This is a genomic window from Algoriphagus sp. (genome assembly GCF_030694375.1).
Lineage (GTDB): Bacteria > Bacteroidota > Bacteroidia > Cytophagales > Cyclobacteriaceae > Algoriphagus.
The window spans coordinates 220,293-240,821 of record NZ_JAUXYL010000040.1 but is presented as its reverse complement, the minus strand read 5'-3'; the positions used below and the strand labels follow the sequence as shown (position 1 = coordinate 240,821).

General features: G+C 41.7%; 19 protein-coding genes and 1 riboswitch. Of the genes, 17 read left to right on the top strand and 2 right to left on the bottom strand.

Annotation, left to right across the window (positions count from 1 at the left end):
• The first annotated feature begins 7 nt into the window (after nucleotides 1-7).
• The 8 genes from Q8M62_RS15505 (at nucleotide 8) to metX (ending at nucleotide 9,220) form a co-directional block, all read left to right on the top strand.
• Complete coding sequence (locus tag Q8M62_RS15505) at nucleotides 8-952, top strand: acetylornithine carbamoyltransferase (RefSeq protein WP_304901532.1); 945 nt, start codon at nucleotides 8-10, stop codon at nucleotides 950-952.
• Nucleotides 953-974: 22 nt separating this feature from the next.
• Entirely contained in the window at nucleotides 975-1,775 is an 801-nt protein-coding gene (gene argB / locus Q8M62_RS15500; protein WP_304901533.1) for an acetylglutamate kinase, read from the top strand.
• Complete coding sequence (locus Q8M62_RS15495) at nucleotides 1,775-2,845, top strand: M20 family metallo-hydrolase (RefSeq protein WP_304901534.1); 1,071 nt, start codon at nucleotides 1,775-1,777, stop codon at nucleotides 2,843-2,845. The genes argB and Q8M62_RS15495 overlap by 1 nt, the downstream gene beginning before the upstream one ends.
• A gap of 11 nt (nucleotides 2,846-2,856) precedes the next feature.
• A complete protein-coding gene (gene argH, locus Q8M62_RS15490; protein WP_304901535.1) occupies nucleotides 2,857-4,191 on the top strand; it encodes an argininosuccinate lyase in 1,335 nt (444 codons plus the stop codon).
• Nucleotides 4,192-4,294: 103 nt separating this feature from the next.
• Nucleotides 4,295-5,836, top strand: coding sequence for a SulP family inorganic anion transporter (locus Q8M62_RS15485; RefSeq protein WP_304901536.1), 1,542 nt, complete (start codon nucleotides 4,295-4,297; stop codon nucleotides 5,834-5,836).
• The gene (locus Q8M62_RS15480) at nucleotides 5,833-6,474 is read left to right on the top strand and encodes a carbonic anhydrase (RefSeq protein WP_304901537.1); all 642 of its coding nucleotides are present in this window, start codon (nucleotides 5,833-5,835) and stop codon (nucleotides 6,472-6,474) included. Before Q8M62_RS15485 ends, Q8M62_RS15480 begins: the two co-directional genes overlap by 4 nt.
• 88 nt (nucleotides 6,475-6,562) lie before the next feature.
• Nucleotides 6,563-6,677: riboswitch (SAM riboswitch) on the top strand.
• A 177-nt stretch (nucleotides 6,678-6,854) separates the two neighbouring features.
• The gene (locus tag Q8M62_RS15475; protein ID WP_304901538.1) at nucleotides 6,855-8,159 is read left to right on the top strand and encodes an O-acetylhomoserine aminocarboxypropyltransferase/cysteine synthase family protein; all 1,305 of its coding nucleotides are present in this window, start codon (nucleotides 6,855-6,857) and stop codon (nucleotides 8,157-8,159) included.
• Nucleotides 8,160-8,170: 11 nt separating this feature from the next.
• Nucleotides 8,171-9,220, top strand: coding sequence for a homoserine O-acetyltransferase (metX, locus tag Q8M62_RS15470; protein ID WP_304901539.1), 1,050 nt, complete (start codon nucleotides 8,171-8,173; stop codon nucleotides 9,218-9,220).
• Nucleotides 9,221-9,249: 29 nt separating this feature from the next.
• Here the strand turns inward: metX and Q8M62_RS15465 are convergent, their stop codons facing one another.
• The gene (locus Q8M62_RS15465) at nucleotides 9,250-9,690 is read right to left on the bottom strand and encodes a DUF2147 domain-containing protein (RefSeq protein WP_304901540.1); all 441 of its coding nucleotides are present in this window, start codon (nucleotides 9,688-9,690) and stop codon (nucleotides 9,250-9,252) included.
• Nucleotides 9,691-9,705: 15 nt separating this feature from the next.
• On the opposite strand from Q8M62_RS15465, the gene pdeM reads away from it, so the two are divergent.
• From pdeM to Q8M62_RS15420, 9 genes are all read left to right on the top strand, one after another.
• Entirely contained in the window at nucleotides 9,706-10,437 is a 732-nt protein-coding gene (gene pdeM, locus Q8M62_RS15460) for a ligase-associated DNA damage response endonuclease PdeM (RefSeq protein WP_304901541.1), read from the top strand.
• A 41-nt stretch (nucleotides 10,438-10,478) separates the two neighbouring features.
• Nucleotides 10,479-11,369, top strand: coding sequence for an ABC transporter permease (locus tag Q8M62_RS15455; protein WP_304901542.1), 891 nt, complete (start codon nucleotides 10,479-10,481; stop codon nucleotides 11,367-11,369).
• Between the two features lie 2 nt (nucleotides 11,370-11,371).
• Nucleotides 11,372-11,581 carry a DUF3098 domain-containing protein gene (locus tag Q8M62_RS15450; protein ID WP_092729841.1) on the top strand — a complete coding sequence of 70 codons (210 nt, stop codon included), beginning with the start codon at nucleotides 11,372-11,374 and terminating at the stop codon, nucleotides 11,579-11,581.
• Between the two features lie 48 nt (nucleotides 11,582-11,629).
• A complete protein-coding gene (gene truB / locus Q8M62_RS15445) occupies nucleotides 11,630-12,313 on the top strand; it encodes a tRNA pseudouridine(55) synthase TruB (RefSeq protein ID WP_304901543.1) in 684 nt (227 codons plus the stop codon).
• Complete coding sequence (locus tag Q8M62_RS15440) at nucleotides 12,300-13,223, top strand: bifunctional riboflavin kinase/FAD synthetase (protein ID WP_304901544.1); 924 nt, start codon at nucleotides 12,300-12,302, stop codon at nucleotides 13,221-13,223. Before truB ends, Q8M62_RS15440 begins: the two co-directional genes overlap by 14 nt.
• Before the next feature lie 13 nt (nucleotides 13,224-13,236).
• Complete coding sequence (locus Q8M62_RS15435) at nucleotides 13,237-13,932, top strand: CoA transferase subunit A (protein WP_304901545.1); 696 nt, start codon at nucleotides 13,237-13,239, stop codon at nucleotides 13,930-13,932.
• Nucleotides 13,933-13,935: 3 nt separating this feature from the next.
• Nucleotides 13,936-14,595: a CoA transferase subunit B gene (locus Q8M62_RS15430; protein WP_304901546.1), complete on the top strand. Its 660-nt coding sequence runs from the start codon at nucleotides 13,936-13,938 to the stop codon at nucleotides 14,593-14,595.
• 57 nt (nucleotides 14,596-14,652) lie between these two features.
• A complete protein-coding gene (gene gldC / locus Q8M62_RS15425) occupies nucleotides 14,653-14,994 on the top strand; it encodes a gliding motility protein GldC (RefSeq protein ID WP_304901547.1) in 342 nt (113 codons plus the stop codon).
• A gap of 322 nt (nucleotides 14,995-15,316) precedes the next feature.
• A complete protein-coding gene (locus tag Q8M62_RS15420; RefSeq protein ID WP_304901548.1) occupies nucleotides 15,317-18,292 on the top strand; it encodes a TonB-dependent receptor in 2,976 nt (991 codons plus the stop codon).
• A 508-nt stretch (nucleotides 18,293-18,800) separates the two neighbouring features.
• On the opposite strand, the gene Q8M62_RS15415 is transcribed toward Q8M62_RS15420, so the two are convergent.
• Nucleotides 18,801-20,303: a peptide MFS transporter gene (locus Q8M62_RS15415; RefSeq protein WP_371134673.1), complete on the bottom strand. Its 1,503-nt coding sequence runs from the start codon at nucleotides 20,301-20,303 to the stop codon at nucleotides 18,801-18,803.
• Nucleotides 20,304-20,529: the final 226 nt, after the last annotated feature.

Genomic DNA, 20,529 nt, shown 5'->3' with positions numbered 1-20,529 from the left:
GCATTAAATGAAGCATTTTATAAAGTTTGAGTCCAAGGAATTGGGTCAGGAATTGATTGATCTTGCGCTGGTCTACAAAGCCAATCCGAGATTGGATCTCGCAAAAGGTCAGGGGAAGCGTGTCGGTTGTATTTTTTTAAATCCCTCCCTTCGGACGCGAGTTTCCACTCAAATCGCAGCGCAAAATCTGGGAATGGAAGCGATCGTCCTGAATATGGACAAAGAAGGTTGGGCCTTAGAGATGAAAGAAGGCGCCATCATGAACAAAGGAACTGTTGAGCACATCAAGGATGCTGCTGGTGTATTGGGTTCATACTTCGATATTTTGGCGATTCGTGCATTTCCATCTTTGACAAATCGAGAAGAAGATGTGAATGATTTTGTGTTTGGTCAATTCGTAAAATATAGTGGAAAACCTGTTGTCAGCTTAGAGTCTGCTGTTCGTCATCCGCTTCAAAGTTTGGCCGATCAGATCACTATTCAGGAATTTGCCGAAGGAAAAAGAAAGCCAAAGGTGGTGTTAACTTGGGCACCCCATATCAAAGCTATCCCTCACGCGGTTGCAAACAGTTTTTCAGAATGGACATTGGGAATGGGCCATGACTTGACGATTACTCATCCGGAAGGATATGAATTGGATGAAGCTTTTACAAAAGGTGCAAGCCTAGAATATAATCAAAGTAAAGCTCTTGAAGATGCTGATTTTGTGTATGTTAAAAACTGGTCATCCTTCAATGATTATGGTAAAATTCTTTCAACGGATCATTCGTGGATGCTTACCGAAAAGCATTTAAAAAAAGCAAAAGAAGCCAAAGTAATGCACTGCCTGCCGGTCAGAAGAAACCTGGAACTTTCTGATGAAATCCTCGATGGGGCACGTTCTTTGGTGCAGAAGCAGGCAGAAAACAGAATTTATGCAGCTCAAGCTGTAATCGGGAAACTCCTTGGATAATCCTGTTTAAGCATCCAAACCTATGAAGATATCAATCATCAAAATCGGCGGAAACGTCATCGACTTCCCTGAGAAGTTGGATGAGTTTTTAGCACTTTTCGCAAAATTTCCGGGACATAAAATTCTCATTCATGGAGGTGGAATCATGGCCTCCCGCTTTGGAGAATCTATGGGAGTCATGCCCGAGATGGTTGATGGTCGTCGGATTACAGATAAGGACACACTTGACATTGTGACCATGGTCTATGCGGGATTGATCAATAAAAATATGGTGGCTAAGCTTCAGGCCCTGAAAGTCAATGCCATCGGTATGACCGGCGCTGACGGAAACTTAATCAGATCTATCAAGCGACCTGTAAAGGGAATTGACTATGGATTTGTCGGTGACATCCAGGAAGTAAATACCGAGTTGATCAAAACCCTGCTTTCCGCTGGTTTACATCCTGTGGTCAATGCGATCACACATGACAAAAAGGGTCAATTACTCAATACTAACGCAGATTCTATCGCTTCTGCTTTAGCAACTAGCTTAGCGGAAGAGCATCAGGTCAATCTGTATTTCTGTTTTAACAAAAATGGGGTTTTGGTAGATGAAAAAAACGACATGTCCATTATTCCATTGATCAACGAAGATATTTATGCGGAGCTTCGCAAGGAAAATGTGATTCATTCGGGTATGATTCCCAAACTGGACAATGCCTTTGCCGCACTGGAAAAAGGGGTAAATAATGTCTGGATAGGGAAAGCGGAAAACTTACTTCTCGCGGCAAAAGGAAAATTATCCGGTACAACCATAGAGCGAAATCGTTACGATCTTTACTGATGGAAAACATTGCTGTACTTTTTGAGGATGCTATCCAATTACTCAAGGACTTGATCGAGACTCCTTCTTTTTCAAAAGAAGAAAATAAAACAGCGGATCGTATTGAGACTTTTTTGAATCAAAAAGGAATTGAAGTCAATCGGCAAGGAAATAACATTTGGGCTTTTGCGAATGATTACAATCCCGTTTTGCCTACGATTTGGCTAAACTCACACCACGATACTGTAAAGCCGAATTCGGGTTATACCAAAGACCCATTCAAGGCGATTGTTGAAGAAGGAAAACTGTTCGGCTTGGGGAGTAATGATGCGGGAGGTCCATTAGTAAGTTTGATTGCTTGCTTTTGTCATTTTATAGGCAAGTCCTTACCATTTAACCTGCTGATCATCGCTTCTGCAGAGGAGGAGATTTCGGGCTCAAATGGAATTTCTTCTCTGATCTCCATACTTCCTGAGGCGGAATTGGCCATCGTCGGTGAGCCTACCCAAATGCGACTAGCTGTCGCGGAAAAAGGACTGTTGGTAATCGATGCGAAAATTCAGGGCAAAGCGGGTCATGCGGCTAGAGAAGAAGGCATCAATGCGATCTATCTGGCAATGGAGGATTTGGACGAAATCCGAAACTTTCAATTCTTCAAATCCAGCTCATTTTTGGGCAGGACCAAAGTAACCGCCACCGTGATCAAAGCAGGACAGCAACATAATGTAATTCCTGACCTTTGTGAATTCACCTTAGATGTACGTGTAACGGACGCATATACCCTTGAGGAAGCTTTCGAAGAGTTAAAATCCAAGTTAAAAGCCGAACTTACCCCTCGGTCTATGCGATTGCAGTCTTCGCATCTCCCTGAAGGACACCTGATGTATCGAGTTTCGGATAAACTGGAACTTGAAAATTTTGGTAGTCCTACCCTATCTGATCAGGCCTTAATTCCCTGGCCTTCTGTCAAGATTGGTCCGGGTGATTCGGCACGCTCTCATTCTGCCGACGAATTCATTTTTATTGAAGAAATCAGAAAAGGAATTCAAGGCTACATCTCAATTATCAATAAATACGCTGAACTCAGCTAAAGAACCATCCCATGAAACTCTGGCAAAAAGCCACCGGCAGCAAACAGGAAGTAGAACAATTCACCATCGGCAGAGATCCGGAATTTGACATCATTTTAGCTCCTTTTGATGTCTTGGGTTCTATGGCTCATGCGCACATGCTGACAAAAATCGGACTTTTGACGGTTGAGGAAAACGAAATATTGCAAAAAGGATTGAAGGAAATCTACTTCGAAATCGAGCAGGGTAAATTCAGTATTTCTCCCGGTGTTGAGGATGTACATTCTCAAGTTGAATTTTTGCTTACAGCGCGTTATGGGGAAGTCGGAAAAAAACTTCACAGTGGTAGAAGTCGAAATGACCAGGTATTGGTCGATCTGAAATTGTACTATCGTGCTGCAATCCGTGAAATTGTGGAAGAATCCCAGACCCTTTTTGACTTGCTTGTGGAGCTTTCAGCCAAACATAAAAATGACCTCATGCCAGGCTACACGCACACCCAATTGGCGATGCCGTCCTCCTTTGGCTTGTGGTTCGGATCTTTTGCCGAAGGATTGACAGAAGATCTAGGCTTGCTGAAAGTTGCCTTTGATTTGAGTAACAAAAACCCCTTGGGATCCGCTGCCGGGTACGGCTCCAGTTTTCCTTTGGACAGAACAATGACCACAGAATTGTTGGGGTTTGCAGATATGCATCACAATGTCATCAATGCACAAAACAGCCGAGGTAAAACCGAACGTACATTGGCTTTTGCAATGTCAGGAATTGCGGCGACACTGAATAGATTGGCGACTGATGTATGCCTCTTTATGAATCAACATTTCGCGTTTGTTTCATTTCCGGATGATTTGACTACCGGCAGTAGCATTATGCCACACAAAAAAAATCCGGATGTATTTGAATTGATCCGCTCAAAAACAAATCAGATTCAGGGTCTATCTACAACAGTCAGCTATCTGCTGACCAATATGAGCACAGGATACCATCGTGATCTGCAATTGCTCAAAGAGGAAATTTTCCCGGGAATCGAAAAATTGAAGTCCTGCCTTGCTATGACTACTTTCATGCTAAAATCGATCAAAGTACGTCAGAATATCCTCCAAGACCCTTTTTACAAGCATGTGTTTTCTGTAGAAGTGGTCAATGATTTAGTACTAAAAGGGGTCCCATTTCGTGATGCCTATAAGCAGGTTGGACTGGAAATCGAAGCGGATCATTTTGCGCCAAACCAGAACCAGCTAAACCACACCCATGAGGGAAGTATTGGAAATCTTTGTTTAGATGAAATTAAATCTAAAATGGATGCTACTCTGGAAAGCTATGATTTCCAATTGATTGACCAAAGATTTTTAAGTTTGTTGAGTTAATATATTTTTTCCGTTCATTGAATTTTTCCAAAGATTCGTTGCATTAATTTTACATTTGAAAAGAATGTCTTTTCTTGAACGGAATTCACCCGAATAAAAAAATATGAACGAACTTTTTGGCAAAAATTTAAAATATGATCTGAAATCAAGTTTGGTTGTCTTTTTTGTGGCCTTACCGCTTTGTCTTGGTATTGCGATAGCCAGTGGAGCCCCTCCTATGTCCGGATTAATTGCCGGAATCGTTGGTGGAATTATTGTTGGCGCACTTTCAGGATCGCATGTCAGTGTGAGTGGGCCGGCTGCGGGTCTTACAGTGATTGTTTTAGATTCTATTAGCTCACTCGGTACATTTCCACTTTTTCTAGCCGCTGTGGTTGTAGCGGGCTTATTTCAGGTTGGATTGGGATTTTTAAAAGCTGGAGTTTTGGGCTATTATTTCCCCCATTCTGTAATCAAAGGAATGCTCTCAGCTATCGGATTAATCTTGATTCTGAAGCAAATTCCCCATGCTATTGGGTACGACAAAGACCTAATGGGCGCAATGGCCTTTCAACAAACTGATAATCAGAACACTTTTTCAGAGATATGGCTTGCTCTTCAATATTTCAGTCCGGGCGCAATTCCGATTATACTTATTGCCATGATTATTCTCATTGGCTTTGAACATCACAAAATCAAGAAAAACAAGGTTCTCAGCGCTGTTCCTCCGGCACTTTGGGCGGTTGTCTCCGGGATTTTGATCAATGAACTTTATTTCGCTTTCAAACCTGAGTGGATTTTGGATGATGAGCATCTTGTCACAATACCTGTTTTAAATGGTGTCGGTGAATTGGGTTCTCTGTTCACGCTACCTGATTTTGGATTAATAGGCACAAGTAGTTTTTGGGTTGTGGCAGCAACTATCGCCATTATTGGAAGTATCGAAAGCTTGCTGAGTTTGGAAGCCGGTGACAAGATGGACCCGCAAAAGCGAATCAGCCCCCCCAGCAGGGAATTAGTGGCTCAGGGTATAGGAAATACGGTGTCCGGATTAATTGGTGGACTTCCGGTGACGGCCGTTATTGTCAGGACCTCGGCGAATATTACTTCAGGCGCCAAAACAAAATTATCCGCTATTTTTCATGGTATCCTACTGGCAGTTTTGGTAGTGGCAATCCCTGTGTTGTTAAATAAAATTCCATTAAGCTGCTTGGCAGCTGTGTTGTTCATTGTAGGATATAAACTTGCCAAACCTTCCATTTTCGTCCATGAATGGGAAAAGGGATTGAATCAATTTCTGCCTTTTGTCGCGACTATTATCGCGATTTTATTCACTGACTTATTGACTGGAATAGGAATAGGAATGGTGGTCGGGATGTTTTTTGTAATTAAAACTAACTTCAAACAAGCAATTACTGTAACGGAAAGAAACGGTAATTATTTAGTCAAACTCAACAAGGATGTTTCCTTCCTAAACAAGGCTCCTTTAAAAAATAATTTGGCGATGATACCCGAAAATAGTTTTGTTATCATCAATGGAATAAAGGCTAAATTTATTGATCAGGATATCAGAGATGTACTCAACGCATTCATTGAATCGGCTCATGATAAAAACATCAAAATAAAAATAGAGGGATTTGATTATAATCTAAAGGAAAACGCATGAACGATTACGAACGACTTTTACTTCAGAATAAGGCTTGGTCAGAGGAAAAATTTTCATTTGACAAAAAGTACTTCGATCGCTTAGCCCATCAGCAAAAGCCTAAATTTCTTTGGATAGGATGCTCTGACAGCCGAGTACCCGCCAATGAAATAACCGGTACCGATCCAGGAGAAATCTTTGTCCATCGAAATATTGCAAACATGGTGGTGCATACTGATCTGAATATGCTTTCTGTGCTTCAATACGCCGTTGAATACCTAAAAGTTGAACATGTGATTGTCTGTGGACATTATGGCTGTGGAGGAGTAGATGCAGCAGTCAGTAGTAAAAGCTATGGTTTGATAAATAAATGGCTTCGAAATATCAAGGAGGTCTATAAGACTCATCAAGATGAAGTGGATAAAGAGACCACTCATGTTGCGAAAGTGAATAAATTGGTCGAATTCAATGTGTTGGAGCAGTGTCAGGATTTGATCAAAACCTCAATCATTCAGAAAGCATGGAAGCAAAGAAATGCTCCAGAGATTCATGGATGGGTTTATGGACTATCCAATGGCTTGGTCAATGAACTGATTACAATCAAACCTGATTTCAATGCAATTCATCCGCTTTTCCGTTATGAAGATTCTGAACTTTAATTAATATTTCCCCCGGAAACTGATTCCATTTTGATTTCTCAGTTTCCGGGTTTTTATTTGCACATCCTTTCACTTTTTCCAGTGTGAGGATTTATACAGAAGAGGCGAGAGACAGGCTCTGTGACCCTCTGGCAACCATCCCCCCATGGCGGAAAGGTGCCAATTCCTGCCGACTGAGCTATTCTCTTTCGGAACTATAAATTCTTCGCAATATGAATCAAGTACTTCCTTTTTCCTTTTGCTCTGACTCTAAGTCAAACTTCCAACTTTATAGCCTAGGACTTTGTAAGCTATTCAGGCAAATCCATGCTTGGTCTCGTTAACCTTGTGCTTAAACATAATTCAAATCCTTTTTTTTAACCCTTTAACCTATCAATTCAATGTCAGCTAACTATCGATTCGAAACACTTCAGCTCCATGCAGGACAGGCACCTGATTCTGCCACCAATTCTCGAGCAGTTCCCATTTACCAAACTACCTCCTATGTTTTCAACAGTGCAGAACATGGTGCTAATCTGTTTGGGCTAAAAGAATTTGGAAACATCTATACCCGGATTATGAATCCGACTACGGATGTTTTTGAAAAACGATTAGCCGCTTTGGAAGGTGGTGTCGCTGCTGTGGCTACTTCTTCAGGCCAGGCTGCTCAGTTTTTGGCTTTAAACAACATCATGGAAGCAGGAGATAATTTTGTGTCTACTTCTTTCCTTTATGGGGGAACCTACAACCAATTCAAAGTTGCTTTTAAGCGAATTGGAATAGACGCTCGCTTCGCTAAAGGCGATTCACCTGAAGCTTTCGAAAAGCTAATCGACTCTAAGACCAAAGCTATTTACCTCGAAACGATCGGGAATCCAGAGTTCAACATCCCTGATTTTGAAGCAATAGCTGCTTTGGCAAAAAAGCATGATATCCCACTCGTCGTCGACAACACGTTTGGTGCAGGTGGATACTTGTGCAGACCAATCGATCATGGGGCCAATATTGTGACCTCTTCTGCGACAAAGTGGATTGGAGGACATGGCACTTCCATTGGGGGTATTATCGTGGATGCAGGTAATTTCAATTGGGGAAATGGCAAATATCCGCAGTTTTCCGAACCTTCTGAAGGCTACCACGGACTGAATTTCTGGCAAGTATTTGGTGATAATAATCCACTCGGACTTCCTAATATCGCATTTGCTATCCGGGCAAGAGTGGAAGGCTTACGTGACTTTGGTCCGGCAATCAGCCCCTTCAATTCTTTTCTTTTGCTCCAAGGAATTGAAACGCTCTCGCTGAGAGTACAACGAACCGTCGAAAATGCGCTGGAAATCGCCAAATGGCTGGAAGCACATCCTCAGGTCTCGAAAGTAAATTATCCGGGATTGGCCTCTTCCCCATACCATGCTTTAGGAAAAAAATATCTCAAAAATGGTTTTGGTGGAGTATTGAGTTTTGAGATCAAAGGTAGCAAGGAACAAACCTCAGCATTCATCAATTCGCTGCAACTGATATCACACCTCGCAAACGTTGGCGATGCGAAGACCTTGATCATTCAACCTGCTGCCACTACGCATCAGCAATTATCCGATGAGGAGCAAAAAGCTGCCGGAGTGACTCCTACCCTACTCAGGATCAGTTTAGGCATTGAACATATCGAGGACATTAAAGCTGATTTGCAGCAAGCATTCGATAAAATCTGAATGAATACCCAATGAATTTGACAAGTCAATACGCTGATTTTACCATGACCCAAGAAGTTTTCCATTCGATCGAACCATTGCTTCTGGAATCAGGCGAAGTCCTGCCGAACTTCGACCTAACCTACACGACTTATGGTCAGTTGAATGAAAAAAAATCCAATGTAATCTGGGTAATTCATGCCCTAACTGGAGATTCTAAAGCAGCAGAATGGTGGAATGGATTAATCGGAGAGGATAAATTTTTCGATCCGGCTGACCACTTCATTATATGTGCAAATCTCCTGGGAAGCTGCTATGGATCTACCAATCCATTCAGTGAAAATCCGAATACCAATACTCCCTATTTCTATGATTTCCCACAAGTAACCACTCGGGATTTAGGGGCAAGTTTGGAAAAACTCAGAATTCATCTGGGAATCGAAAAAATCCAAACTTTGATTGGAGGATCACTAGGGGGACAGGTAGCCTTGGAGTGGGCTGTGACTTTGGGTCAAAAATTGGAAAACGCAGTGATTTTGGCTTCCACTGCGAAAACATCACCTTGGGTAATTGGATTTAATGAAACTCAACGAATGGCTATTGAATCAGATTGCACTTGGGGTGAATGTCACGAGCAGGCTGGTTCAAAAGGGCTGGAAACAGCCCGTGCCATCGCGATGCTTACTTATCGACATCCGGCTGATCTTCAAATCAAGCAAAGTGAAAAAGAAGAAAAACTGGATGGGTTTAGGGCTGCATCCTATTTGCGGTATCAAGGTCAAAAACTTGCCAAACGTTTTAATGCGCTATCCTATTGGACACTTTCCAAGGCAATGGACAGCCATGATTTAGGTAGAGGCAGAGGAAGTCTAGAGTCAGTACTCGCCTCGATAGAAGCCAAAGTATTGACGATAGGTGTGGATTCTGATTTGCTTTTCCTTCCCGGAGAAGCCCAATTTATAAGTCAAAAAGTAAAAAGAGGCACCTATAAAGAAATCAATTCGACAGCTGGACATGATGCCTTTTTGATCGAATTTGAGCAGCTAACCTACTTTCTCAAATCCTTTTATCTAGAACAATAAATATTCAGGGCGGGCAAAACCCGCCTTGATTATTTTATTCTCGTCCATTCTACAGTCCTTCCGACAAAGGAAAATCCGATATACCCTTTGACTTCGAGAATTTTATCTGATTTAAGCTTCACTTCACAGGAATAGGTTTTACCATTTTTGGGATCGTAGATTTCACCACCTTTCCACATACCTCCCGAATATTTTAAACCATCCAAAATCGCCAAACCCATCAGTGGTCTGCTTCTTAATTTCGGATCGGAATTTTCTTTATCCAAAGCCTGCTTACCCTCTGGATTTGGATCTTTTAACCAAGTGATTTTGCCGATAAACTGGGAACCGCTTTTCATGATTTCAACTTGAGCGGTTTTTTCAGTGTTGTACCATAACCCAAGAATCGCATTTTCACCTTGGGCTTTGGCATTCCATACTAGTCCCAAGAATACCAAGATGAATACCGAAGCAAACTGTCCTATTTTCATAAATTTTAAGTTTCGATGTCCATAAATACGAATAGATTTGGAATTGTTATGGAAGAGGCAGGAAATTTAACAGATCGGAACAAAGATGTTTCCATTGAATTTGATGGGATTTCTGTCCTGTTATTGAAAGAAAAGGCACTTTGGATCAAGCAATTAAATACCCTTTTGGTCGCAGATTTACATTTTGGAAAAGCGGCACATTTCAGAAAGTCCGGAATTCCGATTCCCGAACCCATCCATAATGCTGATTTACTCCAATTGAAATATCTCCATGAAAAATTTCAACCCAGTCACACTTATTTTCTGGGAGACCTTTTTCACTCAGAATGGAATGATTCATGGGAATATTTAAATCAATTTTTGGTGCAATTTAAGACGACTGAATTTCACTTGGTAAAAGGAAATCACGATGTGCTTACTCCAAAGGCCTATGAGCAGTCTGTTTTAAGGGTTCACAAGGAACCCTTGATACTTGGAAGTTTTGCGCTTTCCCATGAACCTATGGAAGTGGTACCAGATGGATCGCTAAATATCTGTGGTCATATTCATCCCGGGATCCGACTGTTGGGCAAGGCTCGGCAATCGGTAAGAATTCCTTGTTTTCTTCTTTCAGATTCCCGCCTTCTTCTTCCTGCGTTTGGAAACTTTACTGGCCTGGCTTTAGTCAGGCCAAAAGGAACCGACAAAGTTTGGGCAATTACGAGTGAAAAAATCATCCCAGTCCTTTCTGGCATATCGATTGGTTAAATCCACTTGGCTTTCCTATTTTTGACCTGAATTAACCAACTATGGCTAACCCTTCACGCAAGAAAAAAACACTCGGTCATTTCAAATTTGGCAGTGTCCTTTTCAGTACTACCCTGTCCCTGTTCATAGTAGGACTTTTTGGGGTGATATTGATCCAAGCTAGGACTTTGACCAAAATGATCCGGGAAAACATCGAAATCCAGGTGTTTCTGGACAAAGGTCTTTCTGAAGAACAACTGAAAGAGATTCAAAAAAACATATCTGCCAGACCTTTTATCCTTACCACTACTGACACTATTGGTCTGAGATTCGTCTCCGATGAAGAAGCAGCAGCGACATTTGTCGAAAGCACAGGGGAGGATTTTACTAAATTCCTGGAAGACAATCCACTCAGAGACAGCTATGTGATAGCTGTGGCGGAAGAATTTCAAACTTCCGAACAACTTGAAACAATAGCTAAAGATTTGGAAGCGATTCCCGGGGTTTTTGAAGTTTCCTACATGACCGACTTAGTCGAGTCAATCAATAAAAATCTCCTAAAAGTCAGTTTGGTAATGGGGGGATTCATTTTAATTCTAATTATCACTGTGGTCATGCTGATCAACAACACGATAAGGTTAGCCCTCTTTTCTCAGCGATTTTTGATACGATCCATGCAATTAGTCGGTGCTACCCGTGGATTTATCAGAAAACCATTCCTGATGCGAGCCTTACTCTTTGGAATGATAGCTGGGGCAGTTGCATCACTTATTCTTTTTGGGTTGGTGCAATATACCAAAGCCAACATCGAAGGCTTTGCAATGCTCCAAAACCAGGCGATGCTGCTGACCTTATTCGGAGTTTTGATAGTAGTGGGTGGAATTCTTTCGGTTTTTAGCACCTTGCGAGCTGTAAACAAATACTTAAACATGTCCTTGGACGAATTATATTGATCATGAGCAACACCCCTTTTCCATTTTCCAAGAAAAATTATCAACTCATGTTGATAGGACTTGGACTTATTGTACTTGGCTTTATCATCATGGGTCTGGATGGGCAGCCACACGGTAATGGTGTTCTTGGCTTGACCATTGGCCCTATTGTGGTTTTGTCAGGCTTTATCTTTGAGTTTTATGCGATTTTCGCAAAATCCGAAAAGAGCTAAAATCACCCTTTTTCAATGCTCTCTTGGAGAGTTGTTTAATTTAAAAACATGCAGCAAGAAGCTTACGGAGAAGTATTTCTGATAGACAAACCATTTGAATGGACTTCGTTTGACGTCGTGAAAAAAGTAAGAAATGCCCTTCGTATCAAAAAAGTCGGCCATGCCGGCACGCTAGACCCCTTAGCCACTGGATTGTTGATCGTATGTGCAGGCAAGCAGACTAAGCAAATTGAGACCTACATGGGTCAGGAAAAGGAATACACTGGGTCCTTTATAATAGGAGCGACAACAGAATCTTTTGATCTTGAAAAACCTATTATTCCAGTCGCCGATCCAGCACATGTGACTTTGGAAATGGTAAAAGCTGCTGCAGCACAATTAACGGGGGATATTTTACAGATTCCACCTATGCACTCAGCAATCAAAGTGGATGGAAAGCGTGTGTATGAGTCGGCCCGAAAGGGCATCGAAGTAAAAATGGAAGCCAGACCAGTGCAAGTGCGCGAATTTGAAATTACCAGCTTTCAGGGAGATCGAATCGATTTTCGGATATCTTGTTCCAAAGGCACCTATATCAGGAGCTTGGCTCGTGATCTTGGAGAGATTTTGGGTGTAGGGGCTTATATGAATTCATTGAGACGAACTCGAATCGGTGACTTTTTGGTTACAGATGCTCATAATTTGCCAGAATTGGTAGAACAAATCAAAGCGCGCTCCAATGAAAATCTATGAAGGGCTTGCAGGCTTCACTCCCGTCAGGAATGCCGTTGTAACTTCAGGGACGTTTGACGGCGTTCATCTTGGGCATCAGAAAATTTTAAATCGAATCCGGGAAATTGCCAGAACCCTTCAGGGAGAAACGGTACTTATCACTTTTTGGCCTCATCCCCGACTCGTACTTTATCCGGAGGAACATAATCTGAGACTTCTCAGCACCTTTGAGGAGAAGACCAAACTTCTTCGTCAATTTGGAATAGATCATTTGATCACCATTCCATTTACTCAGGAGTTTTCGCAAATGAGTTCAGAGGAGTTTATCAAAAAAGTCCTTATCGAATCCATTGAAACCAAGAAACTGGTAATCGGCTATGATCACCGCTTTGGTAAAAACCGGGAAGGGAGCTTCGAATACTTAAAGGCCAACAGCTCGGCATTTGGATTTGAACTGGAGGAAATCCCTCGTCAGGATGTAGAAGAGATTGGTGTATCAAGTACAAAAATCAGAAAAGCGCTGGAGCTTGGCGATGTAACTACCGCTACAAATTGCCTGGGTAGACCCTATGAATTGAATGGAATTGTAATTAAAGGACAACAAATCGGTCGCTCAATAGGGTTTCCCACAGCCAACATTCATATCCCCAACGATTACAAACTTATCCCAAAAGACGGCGTTTATGCCGTTGAGGCGGCTGTGGACGGATCATATTACAAGGCTATGCTCAATATCGGCAATCGCCCAACGGTGGATGGCACCAAAAAAACAGTGGAAGCCAATTTATTTGATTTTCAGGGAGACCTGTACGATAGGCAGATTACGATTTACTTCCGTGAATTTCTGCGGGAAGAACAAAAATTTGAAAACCTGGAAGCATTAAAAAATCAGCTGGTCTTGGATCAAAAGTTGGCTAGATCTATACTATAAACCCAAATTCGATATGATAAACAAGACTGTGAAAAATGCGATGGAAGCCGTCGCAGATATCCCCGGCAACTGTATGCTGATGATGGGAGGTTTCGGACTCAGCGGAATACCCGAAAATTGCATCCAAGCACTTTTAGCAAAAAATATATCAGGGCTTACGATTGTCTCCAACAATGCCGGAGTTGATGATTTTGGAATCGGACTTTTGCTAAAAAAGCGAATGGTCAAAAAAATGATTTCCAGTTATGTCGGAGAAAACGCAGAATTTGAACGACAACTGCTAAGTGGAGAATTAGAGGTCGATTTAATACCTCAAGGTACGCTAGCAGAGCGGGTTCGAGCCGGTGGAGCGGGAATCCCTGCGTTTTTTACCCCTGCCGGAGTAGGAACAGAAGTGGCAGAAGGAAAAGAAATTCGTGAGTTTGAAGGGAAACTTTATTTAATGGAGCGTTGGCTGAGGGCTGATTTTTCCATCGTAAAAGCATGGAAGGGTGATACCTCCGGTAATTTGATTTTCAAAGGAACCGCACGGAATTTCAATCCGATGATGGCAGCAGCCGGTAAGATTTGTATTGCCGAGGTTGAAGAATTGGTACAACCGGGTGAATTGGACCCTAATCAAATTCATACGCCGGGAATTTATGTTCAGCGGATTTTTCAAGGAGAAAACTACGAGAAGCGAATCGAGCAACGAACTGTAACCCAATAAGCCATGCTGACTAAAGAACAAATCGCAAAAAGAATAGCCAAAGAGGTTAAAAATGGGCAATACATCAATTTGGGAATAGGAATACCAACCTTGGTAGCCAATTACATCCCAAAAGATCTGGACGTTGTCCTTCAATCAGAAAATGGACTTTTGGGAATTGGCCCCTTCCCCACTGCCGATAAAGTGGACCCGGATCTGATCAATGCAGGAAAGCAAACGATCACGATGGTTCCGGGATCGGCACTCTTCAATTCGGCAGAGTCATTTGCAATGATCAGAGGTGGGCATGTCCATTTGACAATCTTGGGTGCGATGGAAGTTTCTGAAAACGGTGATATTGCCAACTGGAAAATCCCCGGCAAAATGGTCAAGGGAATGGGTGGTGCGATGGATCTGGTGGCATCTGCAAAAAACATCATTGTGGCCATGCAACATTGCTCCAAGGACGGGCAGTCCAAGCTTCTTCCGGAATGTTCACTGCCAATTACCGGAATTAGATGTGTGAAAAAAATTGTCTCTGACTTGGCAGTATTAGAAGTTTCTCCCGAAGGTGGTTTTATCCTAAAGGAAAGAGCACCGGGTGTTTCGGTAGAAGAAATTCAAGCTAAAACTGGAGGAAAGCTGATTATTGAAGGAGAAATTCCTGAAATGACTTTCGAATAATTACATCTCAGGGAACTAGCAATACAAATCGCTGGTTTCCCGTTAAATTTTGACACAATGAAAAAATCTGAAATCAAATTCCAGATCGAACTGGACGAACATAATCTCCCAAAGAACATTCAGTGGGATGCCTCAGATAAAGAGGGAGAAGGCTTGGAATCTACCAAAAGCATCAGCGTGAATGTTTGGGACAACTTAAATCATGCGACACTACGAATTGATCTTTGGACAGAGGAAATGTCTGTAGTAGAAATGAAACGATTCTATATTGATATACTTGGAGGAATGGCTCAAACAATATTAAACAGTACCGGGGATGAGTATATCTCAGAAGAAATAAAAGAGTTGTGTGATCGATTGGTGCGCCATGTGAATGAGGAGAACAAAAAAAAGGCTTGATCTAGATCAAAAAACTATAAAAGGCTTGATGAAAATCAGGTCTTTTTTTTTTGTTAAAAACCAGAATCAAAAAAAATGTTTTTTGGAATTTTTAATAAAATGGAACGATAGCTTCAGTATTTATAATATTACCTCCCAAAAATTTCTAATTCTATTCAAAAACTCACCCAGTTTCCATTTTCGAGTAATTTTTTCGACAAAGAATTACTGGTCTTTTTAAATCACTAAAGATTGAAAATTCGATTTTTACTATAAATTTCGAACAAATAGGGAGCTAATAAACCCAATTCTTATTCACCAAAATAATTACACAAAATAGCCTATGAGAAATTTTACAAGAAAGATCTGGGGGGGAGTGTTTACACTCATGCTTCTGGTTTCCTTTGGAACCAGTGTCGCCTTTGCCCAGACGACTATCTCTGGAACGGTGACTGATGCAGGCACCAAAGAGACTTTGGTTGGGGTAAATATCCTTGTCAAAGGAAAAGTGATTGGTACGATCACCGACCTTTCCGGGAAGTTCACACTCAACGTCGCGCAGCAACCACCTTTTACATTGATATTTTCAATGGTAGGATTCACTTCCCAAGAAGTAGAAATTACCGGAGGAGTTAGCAATCTGACCATTGCCCTAGCTGAGTCTTCCATTATGGGACAGGAAATAACTATTTCCGCTTCAAGAGTTGAGGAAAGTATCATGCAATCTCCAGTCTCAGTAGAGAAAATGGACATCATTGCGATCAGAGAAGTCCCACAGGCAAGTTTTTATGATGCTTTGAATAACCTGAAAGGTGTGGAAATGAGTACTCAATCCCTCACTTTCAAGTCTTTTAACACCAGAGGCTTTAATGCAAATGGTAACGTAAGGACAGTTCAAATGATTGATGGAATGGACAATCAGGCTCCGGGATTAAATTTCTCTGTCGGTAACATTGCCGGTATTTCTGAGCTTGATTTGGAGAGTGTGGAATTACTTCCTGGCGCTTCTTCTGCACTGTATGGCCCAAATGCAATCAACGGGATTCTATTTATGAATTCGAAAAATCCATTTCAGTATCAGGGCTTATCAGCAAATGTTAAGACTGGAATTATGAACGAAGGAAGTCGTAGTACCGCCTCCACCGGTTTTTATGATTTCAGTGCACGATATGCAAAAGCATTTAGTAATAAAGTTGCCTTCAAAGTTAATTTAGCCTATTTATCAGCTGATGATTGGCAGGCAAATGATTTCAGAGATCAGTCATTGTTGAACGGTTCAACCATCGAAAATGGCTCACGAACTAATAATCCTGGCTACAATGGAGTAAATATCTATGGAGATGAAAGTTCTCAAAATATGTTTTCTGTAGCACAGTCATTGGTTCAGGCGGGACTATTACCTCAGGCAGCCCTAGGTATAATCCCACAAACTCAAGTGTCTAGAACTGGATATGCCGAAAGGGACCTTGCAGATTATGGCACCAAATCTCTAAAATTAAATGCTGCGCTTCATTGGAGATTAAATGACCGAGTAGAAGCCATCATTCAAGGTAATTATGGCTTTGGTACGACTGTTTATACCGGTGCTGACAGATATTCAATCGCAAACTTTAATATTGGGCAGTACAAAGCAGAATTGAGAGGTTCAAATTGGTATGTTCGTGCCTACACCACTCAGGAACGTTCCGGAGATGCATTTGCAGTAGGCATTGCAGCTAATGCAATTAATGAGGCTTGGAAGCCATCAGAAGTTTGGTTTGGCCAGTACGTAGGAGCATTCGCACAGCAAAAATTGACAGGTGCAACGGATCAAGTCGCACATACTTTTGCACGTGGCGCAGCAGATCAAGGGCGTTTTACCCCAGGTTCACCTGAGTTTAATCAGGCTAGAAATAACACCACTTCCACTCCGATTCCTGGTCAATTCTTAACTGCACCAAGAAGAATTGGATCTCAGTTTGTGGATAAAACAAACCTTTACCACTTGGAGGGTTCCTATCAGTTTAAAGATATAAAATTTGCGGATTTTGTGATCGGAGCAAACTATAGAAGCTATCAACTGAACTCCGAAGGAACACTCTTTGCGCTTGATGAAGCTGGTTCTGAGTTTTCTATTGCTGAATATGGAGGATATGCGCAGGGATCTAAAAAGCTATTCAATGATAAGTTTAAATTGACAGCATCGGTTCGTTACGATAAAAATGAAAATTTTGATGGACAGTGGTCCCCGAGAGTTTCCGGGGTATATACCGCAGGCAATCATAATTTCAGAGCTTCCTACCAAACAGGCTTTAGGATCCCAACTACGCAAGACCAATACATCGATTTGGTTACGCCTCAGGCAAGATTGATCGGTGGGCTTCCATTATTCAGAGACCGTTATAACTTTAGCCAAAACCCAGTTTACTCTTTGGCCACGGTTACAAATTTTGGCGGTGCAGTTTTAAGGGATGCAGGTACTCAAGCGGTAAGAGATGCAGCAGTACAACGTGCTATTCAGATCTTACAGAGTCAGGGAATAACTCCTACTCCAGAAAGAATCGCTCCATTGGCAGCCCAACTCGTACCGGTAATTGCAGCAACAAACAATCAGGGCTTATTAGTTGAAGAGAAACTAACTAGTTTCCAGCCTGAAAGAGTTAAATCTCTCGAAATTGGATACAAAGGACTGTGGGGTAATCGATTGTTAATCGATACTTATGCTTATTTCAACAGGTTTGAAAACTTCATCGGTGGTCAAGTCTTAATTCAGGATAGAAATCCACAGGCGGGAAATCCCGCAAGTGATCTGGGTTTAAATCTCCTAAGTGCAAATACCCGAAATGTGTATTCAATGCCAGTTAATAGAAAGGAAATTATTGAGTCGTGGGGATGGGCTTTAGGAGCGGATTATAAGCTTCCCAAGAATTACTCAGTTGGTGGAAACGTGTCTTTCAACACGCTTTCAAATCTGGATGAATTGGCAGAAACTGGATTCCAGCCTTCTTTCAATACTCCTGAATACCGCTATGTTCTTAATTTTGCCAACAGAGAGGTAGTGAAAAACGTAGGTTTTGCGTTCTCTTACAGATGGCAGGGTGAATTTGTATGGCAATCTTCTTTTGTTGCGCCTGCAGTTTCTTCACAACAGTTATCTGTTATGCCAGCATTTGGGACTTTCGATGCCCAGTTTAGCTACAAGCTGAAAAGCCTTAAGTCCATTCTAAAAGTGGGAGGCAGCAACCTGTTTAATTCAAATGGGTATCGCCAGGCTTGGGGTAACCCTACCGTTGGAACGATGTATTATGTCAGTTTGACTTTTGACGAATTCCTAAATTAAACTTACGCGATTTTAAATACCTAAAAGCCATCTGGAAAACTTCAGATGGCTTTTTTTCATGCATCCCCAAACTATTTTTGGCTATTGGCATCCTAGTATCATTTCCAGAAAAAAAACTTAGCCCAAGATTACGGCACCTGAATGGACTTAAATTTCATGAAAAAGGATAGGGTATCTCGGCTTATGCTTGTCCCCTATTCAAAAATCAGTTTGAATTCTTCATAACCAAATCACCTAAATCATATCAAATGAGTTAAGAAAGAATACATTGAGTTCAGGTATTTCGGGCTTCAGCGCCTAGAATGATAGAACATTAATCACTTTAGTTAATTCGCCCAATCCAACCAAAGAAAAACAGTAAGAAGGTCACAAAATGAATCTGTGAGAATCTCCCTTTTGGGAGGTCTACCTGAGTCTTTTTTTTGGGTAAGATTTCTGAAAAAATGAATGAAATTCATAAAAAAACCTGCCATAGACAGGTTCTTTTGTTGTTCCTAAGCAGTGGTTATCAATGAACCTTTCCCATCATTTTCCTCAACATAGGAGTCAATAGAAATAAAGCCAAAGCTGAACCCATGACAGTGTATACAATCATCATAAATTGATCCGGCATAGCTGCAAGTCCTTCTTCAGAACCACCGCTCGCCTCTCCGGCAATCAGTCCTGCAAATAGATTCCCCAAAGCAACAGAAAGGAACCAAATTCCCATCATCTGTCCGCCATATCCTCTTGGTGCCAGTTTTGTGACCAAAGAAAGCCCGACAGGGGATAAACTCAATTCACCGAATGTGTGCAACAGGTAAGTAATGATCAGCCAACTCGGCGCTGCCAAGTCTCCCGAGGCCGCTATCTTAGTAGCAAAGTACATTACAAAAAAACCTATCCCCAAAAGCAGCAGTCCAAAGGTGAATTTCAGCGGTGAACTTGGTTCCAGGTTTTTTCTTCCCAACCAAACCCACAAGGCTGCGAAAAACGGTGCGAAAATGATAATAAACAGGGAGTTGATCGACTGGAAATAACCTGTAGGAATATCCCAACCCAAAATAGTGCGATCGGTAAAACGCTCCGCAAAGAGGTTTAAGGTGGATCCTGCCTGCTCAAACCCTGACCAGAACATCGCTGAAAAAAGAAACAATATGGCAATAACACCTACCTTGTTTTTATCTGATTTCTCCAGACCCCCAAAGAAAATCACGTAACCCAAATATCCAAATGCCACAATTGCAATAACAGTCCCGGAGGCACCGGCAATGGATGGAGCATTTATGGGAATCACTCCTGTAAACAATATGGCAATAAGCACCGCACCTACCAATCCAATTACTGATGTAATGGTCCTAAGTTTTTTCTGAGCCGAAACTTCCTCGATTGACTTGACTATTGGCGCTTCACCATACCCATCCAAAGAACTTCCGGTTAGTTTATATTGAATCAATCCGAATACCATCCCCAATCCTGCCAATCCAAAACCCATATGCATATCATACTCAGCAACTGTACTGCAAGCAATTGGAGCGATAAATCCCCCAAGATTAATACCCATGTAAAAAATCGAGAATCCAGCATCCCGCTTCGAGCTTCCCGCCGGATAGAGTTGCCCTACAATTGAACTGATATTTGGCTTCAATAATCCCGTACCCAACACGATTAGAATCAATCCTAAAAAGAAGGAAGTGGTGTCCAAAGTACTCAAGGAGTCTTTTGGTCCCACGACAGCACCATTAATCCAAGATTCAACTCCGGGAAGTGCCATCATAAAATGTCCAATGGCAATGATGATTCCACCATACCAAACGGATTTTTTCAAACCAAAAAGTCGATCTGCCAACCATCCCCCCGGCAAAGCTAACAGGTAAACACCCATAGTATAAAGTCCATAGACTGCTCCGGCAGTTTTATCATCAAATCCCAAACCTCCATCTATGATGGCTTTGGTCATAAACAAGATGAGTAGAGCCCGCATCCCGTAATAACTAAAGCGCTCCCACATCTCTGTGAAGAACAAAGTCATGAGCCCCTTTGGGTGCCCAAAAGCAGTAGGACCCGAAAATTCAGAAGTAAGTTGTTTTTCCAAGAATGATTTTTTTTAGATGGATATCAGAACTACAATGATAAACTTTTTTGCTTCTTGTTTCCAAAACTTTAACCTTTCCGCATTCAGAAACTCCATTTTTCCTTGGATTTAAACCCTTTCTTATATGGATATAAAAAAGAAAGGAGATTTTGGTCAAATAATC

Coding starts and splice junctions, on each gene's coding strand:
- argB (WP_304901533.1), top strand. CDS start 975: ATGAAGATATCAATCATCAAAATCGGCGGAAACGTCATCGACTTCCCT.
- Q8M62_RS15480 (WP_304901537.1), top strand. CDS start 5,833: ATGAACGATTACGAACGACTTTTACTTCAGAATAAGGCTTGGTCAGAG.
- Q8M62_RS15435 (WP_304901545.1), top strand. CDS start 13,237: ATGATAAACAAGACTGTGAAAAATGCGATGGAAGCCGTCGCAGATATC.
- metX (WP_304901539.1), top strand. CDS start 8,171: ATGAATTTGACAAGTCAATACGCTGATTTTACCATGACCCAAGAAGTT.
- pdeM (WP_304901541.1), top strand. CDS start 9,706: ATGTCCATAAATACGAATAGATTTGGAATTGTTATGGAAGAGGCAGGA.
- truB (WP_304901543.1), top strand. CDS start 11,630: ATGCAGCAAGAAGCTTACGGAGAAGTATTTCTGATAGACAAACCATTT.
- Q8M62_RS15505 (WP_304901532.1), top strand. CDS start 8: ATGAAGCATTTTATAAAGTTTGAGTCCAAGGAATTGGGTCAGGAATTG.
- gldC (WP_304901547.1), top strand. CDS start 14,653: ATGAAAAAATCTGAAATCAAATTCCAGATCGAACTGGACGAACATAAT.
- Q8M62_RS15415 (WP_371134673.1), bottom strand. CDS start 20,303: ATGACTTTGTTCTTCACAGAGATGTGGGAGCGCTTTAGTTATTACGGG.
- Q8M62_RS15495 (WP_304901534.1), top strand. CDS start 1,775: ATGGAAAACATTGCTGTACTTTTTGAGGATGCTATCCAATTACTCAAG.
- Q8M62_RS15455 (WP_304901542.1), top strand. CDS start 10,479: ATGGCTAACCCTTCACGCAAGAAAAAAACACTCGGTCATTTCAAATTT.
- Q8M62_RS15430 (WP_304901546.1), top strand. CDS start 13,936: ATGCTGACTAAAGAACAAATCGCAAAAAGAATAGCCAAAGAGGTTAAA.
- Q8M62_RS15475 (WP_304901538.1), top strand. CDS start 6,855: ATGTCAGCTAACTATCGATTCGAAACACTTCAGCTCCATGCAGGACAG.
- Q8M62_RS15420 (WP_304901548.1), top strand. CDS start 15,317: ATGAGAAATTTTACAAGAAAGATCTGGGGGGGAGTGTTTACACTCATG.
- Q8M62_RS15465 (WP_304901540.1), bottom strand. CDS start 9,690: ATGAAAATAGGACAGTTTGCTTCGGTATTCATCTTGGTATTCTTGGGA.
- Q8M62_RS15440 (WP_304901544.1), top strand. CDS start 12,300: ATGAAAATCTATGAAGGGCTTGCAGGCTTCACTCCCGTCAGGAATGCC.
- argH (WP_304901535.1), top strand. CDS start 2,857: ATGAAACTCTGGCAAAAAGCCACCGGCAGCAAACAGGAAGTAGAACAA.
- Q8M62_RS15450 (WP_092729841.1), top strand. CDS start 11,372: ATGAGCAACACCCCTTTTCCATTTTCCAAGAAAAATTATCAACTCATG.
- Q8M62_RS15485 (WP_304901536.1), top strand. CDS start 4,295: ATGAACGAACTTTTTGGCAAAAATTTAAAATATGATCTGAAATCAAGT.